Below are 13,081 nucleotides of genomic sequence, written 5' to 3'. Positions count from 1 at the left end.
GTGCATTTACCGCAGATTGCGATGGCGTAGGCGATCGCATATCGCAATTAGATCACCGCAAGCATCGCAACCAAAATCATCCCAAGCCCCTGGATTCATCCGGGGGCTTTCTGCCCTAATTTGGACTTTGTTTTCTGACATGTATTTATAGCGTACATCAAAGGAAGATTTTGTATCTTATTGCCAGATTTTTTCGGAATTAATGTCGATAATAAAAGCACTCTACCTCTAATCCAAGAGCGTAAAAAAGTTGTCTAGAGGTTTTTTTATCAAAAACCGTCTCAATCACACTTCGACACATTAATGCATAATGTGAGCTATTTATATAGTACCTAAATCCTAGTAGAATATTTTCGCAAATCTAAGTAGGAAGATAGATGGAAGGTTCTGGACGCAACATCAATTACCCACTTAATCCTCCTGCCGCTCTTGAAGATTTTCCCGTCCTTCAAACTGAAAAATATACCCTACGGCTGGCGTCAACCAAAGAAGAATTAGAATCAATTTTTCGGTTGCGCTTTGAAGTTTTTAATCTTGAACTAGGCTTGGGATTTTCTGCTTCTAACTTTACCCGAATGGATATAGATAAGTTTGATGCGGTTTGCCATCATTTAATCCTAATCTCCAAAAAAACGGGTAAAACCATTGGAACTTATCGGATGCAAACCTATACAATGGCTTCTCAAAGATTAGGCTTTGATGCTGCCGATATATTTAATCTTAATGCGATTCCAAATTCTGTGCTTCAGGCATCAGTTGAAGTTGGGCGTACATGTATAGCTAAAGAATATCGCAATAGTCAGGCACTTTTACTACTCTGGGAAGGATTGGCAAATTATCTCATTTGGAGTCAAAACCAATATTTCTTTGGTTGTGCATCATTACTAACACAATGTCCTTGGCAAGCTGCTTGTGCTTATGATTATTTTCGGCAAAATGGTTTGATGCATCCAAGTATTTTGGTTAATCCAAATTCACAATTTTGTCTAGAACTGCCTCCAAATTGTCCAGATTTATGTAATATTGAGATTCCTAAAATTTTGCAGGCATACTTAAACATTGGAGCTAAAATATGCAGTCTTCCCGCTATTGATCGGCAGTTTAAGACTATTGATTTTTTAACTATATCTAATGTTGCAGAGTTTGCCAGATGGCGTTATCCAAATCCTTTCAAAAAACCCTTACCATTGAGCGTTTGTCACGATTAATGCCACTGCTGCGGTGTTATCCAACGGATGTGAGAAAAAATATCCTTGTCCACATTCACAGTTCAACTTTCTCAGAAATGCTAGCTGCTCTTTTGTCTCCACCCCTTCGGCGGTTACATCCATACCTAATTTGTGTGCCAGTGTGATAATTGTCTCAATAATTTCTAAATTCTTGCCATTAGCATCTATCGGGCTGACAAAGGAACGGTCAATTTTCAACACACTAATGGGAAAGTTATGGATACGGCTTAAGGAAGAATAGCCTGTACCGAAATCATCATTCGCGCCCCTTCTACAGACTGTCCTGGATTGTAGGCAAAGAACAATCCTTCGTTTGCCATTAAGTAATGCTCTTTTCACAGGGTAGAGAATTGAGAATTATAACCGACAAAGCGATCGCTCAATGCACGGTAGCTGTAGATTTGGCTTACCACAGATGTGGCCACACTTAGTGTATTTTACACTCCATTGACATCTCGGTTTTAAAACCAAGTTCAGTTTTGCGAGATTTGATACAACCTTGTCCAATTCTTTTCGTAATTAATAAAGAAGAGGTGTTGATTGTCAATCTTCCCAATCAAATAAAAATACGGTTGGCGATGTTTAACAAATAGGCTTTGCTTAAAGTCTTAGCGATGTCTAAGACGGAGCTAGGTACGACACCTTATCTAGTACGCTTAATTAGATGATTTGAGAAAACTTTTTAGGAAACCTACTTATGCGCCATCTCAAATTTACTCCGAGTTGGTTGCGATTTTTAATTATTTTCTTACTGACGATGGGTATATTGTTTCGCTTTTTTAACCTTGACAACAAAGTTTACTGCCATGATGAAACTTATACTTCATTGCGGATTTCTGGTTACAGAACAACTGAAGTAAAACAAGAAATTTTTAATAATCGTGTCATTACTAGAGAAAGCTTTGCCCAGTTTCAAGGTGCAAATCAACAAAAAAGCTTAAATGACACAATCATGAATTTGGCAAAAGAAGATCCTTATCATCCACCGCTTTATTACATAATAGCCAGATTATGGATGCAAACCTTTGGTAATTCGGTGACGGCGATTAGAAGTTTATCTGCCTGCATCAGTTTGCTGGTTTTTCCTTGTGTTTATTGGCTATGCCGAGAATTATTTAATGTGCCATTATCGGTTCCAGGTGTAGCGATCGCACTTATCGCAATTTCTCCAATTCAACTAGTTTATGCCCAAGAAGCACAAGAATATATTCTCTGGTTAGTGACCATATTACTATCTAGCGCGTCTCTGCTGCGAGTAATGCGGCTGGAATCACAAGATAAAGATGAGCCAGTAAAAGAACAAAAAAGACCAGATTTATTCGCTATCTGGAGCATTTATGCAGTAACTTTAGCTATCAGTCTCTATACATGTCTTTGGAGTGCATTTGTAGCACTTGCTCATGGAATTTATGTAATTATCGCTGCCAAATTTAAGTTGACTGAAACTGTCAGAACTTATCTGTTAGTATCACTGGTAAGTTTTTTAGCTTTCATGCCTTGGATAACAATTGTGATGGGTGACTTTTTTCAATTTTTGATTTCAGCAGATAAAACAATAATCCAGCCACCTTTGATACCTACATTTCCATTTTTAATGATGCAGTTAAGCCGAATTTTTTTTGATATAGACCTTAAGCTAGATAATCCTATAAACTATTTAATTACATCAATATTTTTAATTTTGATAGGATATTCAATTTGTTTTCTTTGTCTAACAACTAACTATAAAGTCTGGTTTTTCCTCATCACATTGATTGTAGTCCCAGCACTACCCTTAATATTGTCAAGTGCAGGTAGCATTCAATTATCTACTGAACCATATTTTATACCATCTTATTTAGGAATCCAAGTAACTGTTGCTTACCTATTAGCTACGCAAATATATAATGGAAGCAGATCACGCCGGAGCATTTGGCAGATAATCATAGCATTAGTGATTATTTGTGGACTGATTTCTTCTAAGGTGAGTTCCCAGGCAGAAACTTGGTGGAATAAGGGTATGAGTTATGGCAATCCACAAGTTGCCCAAATCATCAATCAGACGAGTAGTCCACTTTTGGTTAGTGATGCTTTGGGCAATAATTATGGAAATGTTTTTTCTCTAAGCTATCTTTTGGAACCAAAAGTGCGATTTTTGTTGGTGAACAAACAACAAATTCCTAAAATACCTGATGGGTTTGCTGATGTATTTTTACTCAATCCTTCAGAGAATTGGCGCGAAACAATCGAAGAAAATTATAAATTAAAGACAGATATTGTTTACAGTGATCAATATTATTCGGTCTGGAAATTGGCCAAATCTCCTAAATTGCGCCGACGTAATATCTTAATTAAGAATAAATTAGTTAGCAGTTTATAGTGTTGGCTATTTCATTCTCATCTAGCCCGCCTCAGAATAAATTCACCAGTCTAATAACCCAAGTTGCTGGTTATCGACTGATATGCACTTGTTATCACTCAATTCATGCGATCGCGTACAACAAAGTTGGTGCCTAGCGCCAACGTGCCGATGCCATTGTTGCCAGCATTCAGCTACTTAAATGCCTATTAGTTGTATAAATTACTTATTCAATAAAAGCTTGTTGAAGAGTAAAAGAAAAAATGAATGCTTGTAGCTTAAGTAAAAACCCTTGATAAGTGACTGCATGTATTGATTTTGGAAAAACACAAGTGATACTACTAAACACAGTTTCGATATAATGCCGAGTATGTTGTTTAATATATTGATTCCAAGGCTGGTCTTGACGCTTGGAGTTCTTTTTCCTCATGACTTTTAAAGAAATGTGACTTGTTTGTTCCAAGTCATCCTCAATCGTGTAGTCGGTGTAAGCTGAATCACCATAAATTTCACTACCAGGTGGTAGATTCAAGGGTAAGGCATTTAAAGCACGTACATCGTTGGCACTACCAGGCATAAACACAAATTCGACAGGAATACCATTTTTGGTTGTTAATAACTGAACTCGAACCCCGTAAAAATATCGTTTTTTCGATGCGATGTAACCTCTATACTGCGCCGACTGTATTATTTTTACATTAAAGATACGGATGTTATCGCAGATGGGCACTGGGAACGAGTCTAAAAGATATTCAGTGGAATCACTAATTTCCTTCAGTGCCATTCCCACTTGATGAAACAAGTCGTTGATTAACATTGAGACACTGTGTAATCTCCGGTTAAATCGTGACTTTTCTAACATATTAGATATCAACTTATGTTCTTTCATATAGGTACAAGCCTTACTATGATTACCATTAAAGAACATCGCCGATGTTATTGCCGTTGTAATAATTTCTGCGTCATTCATCTCTCGACGACAATCTTCATTATGCCCAATCGCCTTTAACAGGTCGTCTATGATAGCATATATGGAAATTATTTCGTTTAGCATTTAGCCCTCCTAATTTTCTCTTCTTGGAGGGCATTTTATTGCTTTACTGTCCCAAAGCGATCGCCCATAAGAGTAACTAGCAACTTGGGTTAATAGCGAAAGTCGTCTAAAGACGACTGAGAAAATGCAAGATTGTCTATAAGCGATCGCTAATTATTTTAAGTTGCTCTTGAGTATTAATTGGCTCTCGCGGTGCTGGTAATTCAGTATTAGGCCAGCTAGGTAAATCATTACAGGGGCATAACAACGCCGGCATCCCGACGTTTCGCGCAGCTACTGGCATACTGCAACGACTGCAAGGTAGCATTTCCCAGGCTGGTGTCAACAGTTCAGCAATGGTTTCATGTGTACCTTCTAGGTAACAATCACCCGATTCTGGTGAGAGAATTTTTTGCCAGCACTCTTCAAATTCTTCACTATAGCGATCGCCATTTAGCACCGATTGGGGCAAAAAGCTTGCCTTACCGTTGCTCGTAATCACTTTCTTACCTAACTGAAACCAGTAGGCAAGGTATCCTCTAACTTCTTGTTTGGTTGCCATATTACAATTTTAGATTTTAAATTTTAGATTTTGGATTAATTTGAATTAATAGTTAAGAATCTTGACTCCTCACTTCTCCTCTATTTGGCAATGGGTAACCAAGCCTGCTGAGATTGAGAACATGACCACCTGTAACTAAATAAACAGTATTGCTAAGTACACCTAGCTGGCGGACTAAAGAACCCAGGCGATCGCGGAACGCCCTCCCAAGGGGATAAGCTGGTATTACACCCCAACCTACCTCTTCTGCTACAAACACCAGATCAGCAGCCACCAGATCCACTGTCTCTAACAACTCTGCAACGATGTTTTCCCAGCTAAATTCGTCCTCTTCTAAAAGATTCGCAACCCAAGTTCCTAAAGAATCAACTAAAAGACAGGTATAAGGTTTGGCATCAGCGAGGGTAGCAGACAGTTCCACAGGTACAGATAAAGTTAGCCAGTCTTGGGGACGACGTTGTTGATGTTCTAAAATGCGTTGATGCCATTCTTCGTCATCTGGGTTATCAGTGGCTGTTGCTACGTAAACAACTGCTTTTCCTGACTGCATAGCCAGAGTTTCCGCCCATTCACTTTTACCAGATCGTGCTGGCCCTGTTACTAAAATGATTTTACCCAAAGTTGTTTCCTGAATATTTTAACAATATGCCTACGGTTGCAATTTATCACCACAGTTTTTTACTTTATCGGCAAAATTTTTAGTTTCAAATAACTTTTAAGAGATAAAATTAGCACCAGCATCATTGATGTGACAATTGGCAAAAGCCGAAAATCCCAACAACCCCATTCTTAATTATCCAACACCATCGGGGACAGCAAACCTTAGGATGTCTTTATGAACGCAGGCTTAAAACGCATAGAAGCAACTCTACATGATTTAGGGAATCGCGGCACTGCCTCTGCCGCCGAAGCTGGTGATTCAACCACAAAACGGCCTTTCTCCTTTAGAATCAGTGTCGGAGCCAACGAATCCACAGAAAGTACACAAACTCCATCCTCTCAGGAAGAACAAACAGTTGACACTAAGAGAGATTATCCTGCTGAACAAGATTTCTTTCCTCACCATGAGTCTGTGCAGACCTTTCAAGCACAAGAGGATGGTAGCAAAACACCCAGCCTACCCAAGTTGAAAACTCCGAGCTTTAGTAGCCATCGCCACGGAGCAAATCCAGGATTGGCGATGAATTTATTGCAAGAAATTCAAGAAACTGTCGCCGGGTGGCAAATAGAACTACAAAATATTTTGAAGCAAATTCAGGATATTTACTTAGAAGGGCCAATTGTCAATGGCTGGTTAGAATCTAATCCCAAGGAACCAGAAGCAGGAGGAACTGCAACACTGCGCCATGCAGAAGTTGACCGCCTGATGAACTACGTAGAAGAAATTTGCGCCACTGGTGGGAAAGTATCTTATCAATCATCTATTACTGGCTACCGTCTCTGTGGTATAGACGATACTGGTAAAGTCTGGTCACGCCCATGTCCAGCAGATCAGATTCCCAATGTTAGCATGGCGATCGCGCGTTACCAAAAGTTACGTCAACTGTTAGGACGCAAGCAATCTTTGGAAACCCGCCTGAGTCAACTGGCCCAAACACTTGTTGTTTTACACGGTCATATTCAACAAACGTAAAGTTTTAAAGATTATTTCCGAAGAAACTCGGTTGGTGGGTCGGTAATTTTTAGTTTAGATTAACTCTCAGCAGGTGTGCCTTGGATTTCAGATTTTTATCTAAAATCCCAAATCTAAAATCCAAAATAAAAGCTATGCCAGACACCCAAATCTCTGCCATTATCTGTACCCACAATCGAGATACCTATTTAGGGGCTGCAATTGATAGTCTTCTAGCGCAGGATTTTGCTGCTGACTTTGAAATTGTGGTAGTTGATAATGGATCTAGCGATCGCACTCGTGAGGTGGTAGAACAAAGGGCCCACAATCCGCGCCTGAAGTATGTATTTGAACCTACCATTGGTTTATCTGTCGCCCGCAACACGGGTGCAAAAGTAGCTAGTGGTGATATTCTTGCTTATCTGGATGACGATGCCGTTGCTAGCAAGGGCTGGCTACAGGTTTTATATTTTGCCTATTACAATAATTCTAAACTGGCGATCGCAGGTGGCAAAGTCACTCTCATTTGGCCTCCAGGAATTCAACAACCACGGTGGCTATCTCCAGGATTAGCTGCAAATCTCGGTGCATACGATTTGGGTGACAATATCATCTACATCGAGCAACCTGGCTTAACACCCAGAGGCTTGAATTACTCCATCCGCCGCAGTTTCCTAGAAGAAATTGGCGGTTTTGATCCTCATCTTGGTCGAGTAGGAAAAAATTTATTATCAAATGAAGAACTGCAAATGACCGAATTTGCCCTACAGCGTAATTGGCAAGTTGCTTATCTTCCTGAAGCGCTGGTTGCTCACAATGTTGCTCCAGAACGCCTCCAACCCTCCTGGTTTTTAAACCGGGGCTGGTGGCAAGGTATCAGTGAATGCTATCGAGAACAACTCGCTGGTAAAGCTGGAATTGCTCAATTACAGCGAGGTAGCGAACGCTTTCTGCGCGGCTTGTATAAGGCATTGCAATATTTTTCTGACCCAGCAGAACGGTTTGACAAACTTGTATATGCTTACGGTCAGATTGGTTACTTAAATGCTGCTATTCAAGGTCTTTTATCCACATCAAATAAGAAATAAAGAAGAATTCAGAATTCTGAATGCTTTACTCCTAACTCCTGTACAGACGCGATTAATCGCGTCTCTACTCCTAACTCCTAACTCCTAAATATATGTCATCTAAAATACCAGTTTCTGTATTAATTCCGGCAAAAAACGAACAAGCAAACTTACCTGCTTGCCTTGCTAGCCTCAGCAGAGCAGATGAAATATTTGTAGTAGATTCTCAAAGTACTGATAAAAGCATTGAAATTGCTAACAGTCACGGCGTAAATGTCGTACAATTCAACTTCAATGGACGCTGGCCCAAAAAGAAAAATTGGTCTTTAGATAATCTACCTTTTCGTAACGAATGGGTATTAATTGTAGATTGCGATGAGCGCATTCCCCCTGAACTTTGGGAAGAAATTGATCAAGCAATTCAAAACAAAGAATATACAGGTTATTATCTCAACCGCCGCGTATTTTTCTTAGGAAAATGGATTCGTTATGGCGGAAAATATCCTGATTGGAATCTGCGTTTATTTCAACACAAAAAAGGTCGCTACGAAAACCTACATACAGAAGATATTCCCAATACTGGTGATAACGAAGTTCACGAACATGTGATTTTACAGGGCAAAGTTGGGTATCTCAAAAATGATATGCTCCACGAAGACTTCCGCGACCTTTATCACTGGTTAGAACGACACAACCGCTATTCTAACTGGGAAGCCAGCGTTTATTTTAATATTCTCACAGGTAAAGATGATAGCGGCACTATCGGCGCGAATCTATTTGGTGATGCAGTGCAACGCAAGCGCTTTTTGAAAAAAGTCTGGGTACACCTGCCATTTAAACCCATTTTACGATTTGTTTTATTTTATATTATTCAACGCGGTTTTTTGGATGGCAAAGCCGGATATATCTATGCACGCTTGCTGAGTCAATATGAATATCAAATTGGTGTTAAACTCTACGAATTACGCAACTGTGGTGGTCACTTAAATACTGCAACTACCGCCAATGGAGCAGGCGAACAGGAGAACAGGGGAGCAGAGGGAGAGCTATTGACCATTGATTCCTAACTAATGACCAATGACTAATGACTAATGACTAATGACTAATGACCCTTTCGTAGATTTACGCAAATATGACCAATCTTGGTTTGATCGGGGGCGTCCAGGTTGGTATATTTTATTATGGTGGCTTGTGCAAGCGATCGCCTTTCCCCTGACTCCTCAACCGTTAAATATTCTGCGTTGTGCTTTGCTAAGACTATTTGGCGCTCGTATTGGTAAAGGCGTATTAATTCGACCCACCGCCCGCTTCACCTACCCTTGGAAAGTTACCATTGGCAACCACAGTTGGATTGGCGATAACGTAGTTTTATACAGCCTCGATCAGATCCGCATCGGTGAACACTGTGTAATTTCACAAAAAAGCTACCTATGTACTGGTAGCCATGACATCCAAGACCCTGCCTTTGGGTTGAAAACAGCGAGTATCACCATTGACAATGGTGCATGGGTAGCAGCAGATTGTTTCATTGCCCCAGGAGTGCAAATCGGCGCTAATGCTGTGATTGGCGCTCGTAGTAGTGTTTTTACTAATATGCCTGCTGGGCAGGTTTGTTGGGGAAGCCCCTGTCGTCCTAAAACAGTCCGAATAAAACTTGATCCCTCTACAAACCCTTGATTTGAGTGCGTAAATGAGCAATCGTACAGAAAGTTCCGCACTTGGCTGAAAACTTTACTAAATATACTTTCTATTAATAAATGCTAGGTTAACTAAGTATCGTTTTTACCGTATTGATAGTTTATCTGACAGTATGATTTTTTTGAGCTATTTGCAGTCTACAACAATAAGTGGCTTTTTTGGCTTTTTGGCAAAAAACTGTCCTGAGTATTAATCAATAATTAATTTATGAAAACAAAATAAATCGTGATTTATAGCTTGAAATAACTCTAAAAAAGTTTAATTAATTCATAACCAAAACTTAATAGTAATCTAACTCACACTTGTTGAATTTTATGATTAACTATAGAGCGTAGGTAGAATTGCAGTTTTAAATTTCTTACCAAGAAGACTGTAGTTCCCTGTTATAGCAACTAATGCTAATACTGGCATTTGTAGGGCAGTTTAGATATTGAGAACGTTTTTAGAGCTTTAGAAATTTCAATAAGTAGAGAATTGCCATGACTCTTTACGGCTCTTAACGTCTTATTACATAGTTTCAAGTTTTGCCTTGAATTTGCTATAGCTCTACATTTTTAAGCGTTTTGTGCAAACTTTTGATTTATCAATAACCTTTATTCATGCCAGTTTTTTGAGGTTAAATCAGGTTATTTATAATCACCAGTTTGACACTTGATTTGAATTTGATATGTTGTTGAACCGGAAATTAATTTTAAGGAGTAAGACATGGGTTTATATCCCGTTCGCTTGAATAATTTGACAAATTCAATTTCTGTACTTGCCATCACAATTGGTTTAGTAGTAGGCCAATCCGCTACTCAGAAATCTCTAGCTCAGAACATAGGTAATGGTGTAGGTGCAAGCACTGTAAATACTTTGTTTACAGGTATAAAAACAGTCGCTCCGAGCATCACATTGACATATTCCCCAGTTGGTAGTGGCGCAGGGTTAACAGCTTTTTTTACTCAAACCCCACCAACTGGTACTCCTGGCCCAATCACTTTTGCAGCTAGTGACGACCCCGTAGCAGGAACAGAAACAGTTACTGGCGGTCGTGGTTATGTCCAAGTGCCTGTGATCGGTGTTGGAATCACGTTAGCTTATAACGCTAGTGGTCTTACTGTACCAGCAGGTGGAATTAAACTTTCACGAGCTAGTTACTGTGGTATTTTGAACGGTAGCATCACAAATTGGAACGATGCGAGCATTAGTGCAGATAACGGCCGCCAAATAGCACTCAATCTACCCATCAAAGTTGTACGTCGTAGTGACTCAAGTGGTAGCACTTTTGTTGTAAGCAGTCATCTCAATACTGCATGTAAGCCTGCTGCGACTCCAGGTATTCCAGCAGCTAATGTATGGAATAGAGGAGTGGGTACAACTGTTAGCTGGCCAAGCACTTTCATTGGTGCAACTGGTGGCGGAGGTGTAGCCAGTGCGATCGCAAGTACTCCTGGTGCAATTGGTTATGTGGATAGTGCTACCCGTTTAGCTAGAAATCTACCAGCCGCACTCTTACGTAACAAGGCAGGTAATTACATTGCTCCCTCAACAGACGCAATTACAGACGCTCTTTTAGGTGGGACTCTCGTAAAATATGGTACAAATCCCGCTAACAGGCTGATTAGAATCGATAATTTGAACGATCCAACCCGTCCAAATGCCTATCCCATTTCTACAGCAACTTATTTGCTGTTTTATGACATATACTCAGATGCTGCCATAATAAATGGTATCAAAACCTTGAGCAGCTTGGCTTTAGGATCAGCTGCGGATACTTTCGTTGCATCTCTAGGATATGCTCCTCTTCCCCCTTCCATTAAAACTGTGTCTACAGGTGTTGTGAATACTTGCGTAAATACTGTTTTAGGCCCTTCTCCCTGCAATTAGGTTATAAATTGACCTAGCAGCCAGTCGGACAATAGCTGTTAATTCTCTTTTAGGACTTACGCACACTCTACGAATTCTCGGCGCTCTTGGCGTCTTGGCGGTTCGAGAAATTAAGCTTTTTAGCAATTTTTGCGTAAGTCCTATCTTTGCAGACTTTAACAGCTATCGCTAGCCTTGCTGAATTTAAGTAGGACTTACCCACTCAAGCCTGAAAACCTAGATCCCTCCTAATAAAAAGGGAAGAACTCTAAAGCCCCATTTTGGTACTCTTAAGCTGTTCCACATCTAGTTTGCATATCTAAATTTAATCAAAGTCTTGTGGGGTGGGCATCTTGCCCGCCATAATTATGCAAGTTAAATGCATTTCAGCTTAGTAGTGTTTTTACTAATATGCCTTCTGGACAAGTTTGTTGGGGAAGTCCCTGTCCTCCAAAGATGGCTCGGATAAAACTTGATCTCCCGAAAAACCCGTAATTTTAATTTTATAGATAAACATAAAATCAAAGTTTCCTTAAGCAAGACGGTAAGCAGCAATGATAGTATATTTTCATGGCTGCTCTAATCCTTGCTATTGATGAACAAACTATTGGATGAAACGCTGTCAATCAAAATTGCTGAAAGTATAAACAGCAGAGCTAGCACTCCGTTTGATAATGCTTATAAAGCAGCATTATCCACTGAGGGAGCAAAATATATTCAGGGATTTTTAGCTTTTGCAGGGAAACCATACAGACCGATTGAACACGGTTGGATTGAGGTAGGTGACGCTTCCGATGTCCGTATTGTCGATCCCACATTACCGCACCTAAACAAAAATCCCCAAGAACTCTGGTATTTTGCAGCACAAAGGCTGACCGTTAAAAAACTGAAAGCCATCATTGAAGAATCGAAAGAAGATTATCCAGAAGATGATCCATTGCCAATTTATGGCGATCCACCTTATGAATATTACGGTGATGTGATGTTGGGTGGTCAAGACTATTTGGCAGCATATCAAGCCGCAGAGGCTAAATGCCGAGAAATCAGCGAACTCAACCCTGAGAGTAACTAAGAAGAGTGGATTAAATAATTCGTACTTCATAATTCGTAATTACGAATTATTTAATTCGATTTTCCATCGCTGCCAAAGTATTCCCTATAGCTGCAAATTTTGTCTCCACGCACATCAAAAGAAACTGCTACCCGATTTTTGTAAGGCTGTCCGAACAAAAGCCCCTCATCCTGAAACTCAAAGACAGCCGTCGTTTCATTACTAGTAATACGGTCTAGACTAGTCAGGTTCAAACCAGGACTGAATGATTCAGAAACGTACTGGAAAAATTCTCTAGCTCGCTCTTTTCCCACATTCAAACCGTGGAATTTTCCCATTGGGAACCAAAGGGTAAAATCTTCTGTGAGCATATCTAACAATGGTTCCCACTCTCCTGTTGCCATACCATGCGTTAGATTTTCAAATGCCCGTTGAGCAACTTTTAAAGTATTTTCTGAATCTTGTGTCATTTTCACCCCTAACCGGATATAAACTAATAACCCAAGTTGCTGGTTATCGACTGATATGCACTTGTTATCACTCAATTCATGCGATCGCGTACAACAAAGTTGGTGCCTAGCGCCAACGTGCCGATGCCATTGTTGCCAGCATTCAGCTACTTAAATGCCTATTAGTTGTATAA

The 13,081-nt window shown here is 40.0% G+C and carries 14 protein-coding genes; 8 read left to right on the top strand and 6 right to left on the bottom strand.

Annotated elements, in window-relative coordinates; genetic code table 11:
* Window positions 1–6 precede the first annotated feature (6 nt).
* Window positions 7–141 (bottom strand): hypothetical protein, encoded by a 135-nt coding sequence (locus tag CDC33_RS41350; protein ID WP_280524427.1) that lies wholly within the window; start codon window positions 139–141, stop codon window positions 7–9.
* Between the two features lie 236 nt (window positions 142–377).
* Here CDC33_RS41350 and CDC33_RS20765 point away from each other — a divergent pair, with 236 nt between their 5' ends.
* The gene (locus tag CDC33_RS20765) at window positions 378–1,208 is read left to right on the top strand and encodes a GNAT family N-acetyltransferase (RefSeq protein WP_109010380.1); all 831 of its coding nucleotides are present in this window, start codon (window positions 378–380) and stop codon (window positions 1,206–1,208) included.
* Here the strand turns inward: CDC33_RS20765 and CDC33_RS40590 are convergent.
* Window positions 1,182–1,430, bottom strand: coding sequence for an EAL domain-containing protein (locus tag CDC33_RS40590; RefSeq protein WP_244919300.1), 249 nt, complete (start codon window positions 1,428–1,430; stop codon window positions 1,182–1,184). The two genes, CDC33_RS20765 and CDC33_RS40590, sit on opposite strands and share 27 nt — an antisense overlap.
* 496 nt (window positions 1,431–1,926) lie before the next feature.
* Between CDC33_RS40590 and CDC33_RS20755 the strand changes: the two genes are divergently transcribed.
* Window positions 1,927–3,588, top strand: a complete 1,662-nt coding sequence (locus CDC33_RS20755) for a glycosyltransferase family 39 protein (RefSeq protein WP_109010376.1) — start codon at window positions 1,927–1,929, stop codon at window positions 3,586–3,588.
* Window positions 3,589–3,793: 205 nt separating this feature from the next.
* Here the strand turns inward: CDC33_RS20755 and CDC33_RS20750 are convergent, their stop codons facing one another.
* The 3 genes from CDC33_RS20750 to cobU form a co-directional block, all read right to left on the bottom strand.
* Window positions 3,794–4,621, bottom strand: a complete 828-nt coding sequence (locus CDC33_RS20750) for an IS982 family transposase (protein WP_109006873.1) — start codon at window positions 4,619–4,621, stop codon at window positions 3,794–3,796.
* Between the two features lie 136 nt (window positions 4,622–4,757).
* Window positions 4,758–5,162: a hypothetical protein gene (locus CDC33_RS20745; protein ID WP_109010375.1), complete on the bottom strand. Its 405-nt coding sequence runs from the start codon at window positions 5,160–5,162 to the stop codon at window positions 4,758–4,760.
* A 52-nt stretch (window positions 5,163–5,214) separates the two neighbouring features.
* On the bottom strand, window positions 5,215–5,781 hold the full coding sequence (gene cobU, locus CDC33_RS20740; RefSeq protein ID WP_109010373.1) for a bifunctional adenosylcobinamide kinase/adenosylcobinamide-phosphate guanylyltransferase: 567 nt from the start codon (window positions 5,779–5,781) through the stop codon (window positions 5,215–5,217).
* Between the two features lie 216 nt (window positions 5,782–5,997).
* On the opposite strand from cobU, the gene CDC33_RS20735 reads away from it, so the two are divergent.
* From CDC33_RS20735 to CDC33_RS20705, 6 genes are all read left to right on the top strand, one after another.
* Window positions 5,998–6,795: a hypothetical protein gene (locus CDC33_RS20735; RefSeq protein ID WP_109010176.1), complete on the top strand. Its 798-nt coding sequence runs from the start codon at window positions 5,998–6,000 to the stop codon at window positions 6,793–6,795.
* Between the two features lie 134 nt (window positions 6,796–6,929).
* A complete protein-coding gene (locus CDC33_RS20730; protein WP_109010174.1) occupies window positions 6,930–7,862 on the top strand; it encodes a glycosyltransferase family 2 protein in 933 nt (310 codons plus the stop codon).
* Window positions 7,863–7,954: 92 nt separating this feature from the next.
* Window positions 7,955–8,908: a glycosyltransferase family 2 protein gene (locus tag CDC33_RS20725; RefSeq protein WP_109010173.1), complete on the top strand. Its 954-nt coding sequence runs from the start codon at window positions 7,955–7,957 to the stop codon at window positions 8,906–8,908.
* Between the two features lie 31 nt (window positions 8,909–8,939).
* Window positions 8,940–9,518 carry a hormogonium polysaccharide biosynthesis acetyltransferase HpsU gene (gene hpsU, locus CDC33_RS20720; protein ID WP_109010171.1) on the top strand — a complete coding sequence of 193 codons (579 nt, stop codon included), beginning with the start codon at window positions 8,940–8,942 and terminating at the stop codon, window positions 9,516–9,518.
* 726 nt (window positions 9,519–10,244) lie between these two features.
* A complete protein-coding gene (locus tag CDC33_RS20715) occupies window positions 10,245–11,408 on the top strand; it encodes a substrate-binding domain-containing protein (protein WP_109010170.1) in 1,164 nt (387 codons plus the stop codon).
* Window positions 11,409–11,982: 574 nt separating this feature from the next.
* Window positions 11,983–12,459 (top strand): hypothetical protein, encoded by a 477-nt coding sequence (locus tag CDC33_RS20705; protein ID WP_109010168.1) that lies wholly within the window; start codon window positions 11,983–11,985, stop codon window positions 12,457–12,459.
* A gap of 50 nt (window positions 12,460–12,509) precedes the next feature.
* Here CDC33_RS20705 and CDC33_RS20700 read toward each other — a convergent pair whose 3' ends face one another.
* On the bottom strand, window positions 12,510–12,908 hold the full coding sequence (locus CDC33_RS20700) for a nuclear transport factor 2 family protein (protein WP_109010167.1): 399 nt from the start codon (window positions 12,906–12,908) through the stop codon (window positions 12,510–12,512).
* Window positions 12,909–13,081: the final 173 nt, after the last annotated feature.

Origin of the sequence: Nostoc commune NIES-4072 (genome assembly GCF_003113895.1) — a bacterium.
GTDB lineage: Bacteria > Cyanobacteriota > Cyanobacteriia > Cyanobacteriales > Nostocaceae > Nostoc > Nostoc commune.
This window is presented reverse-complemented; position numbering and strand designations above follow the sequence as displayed.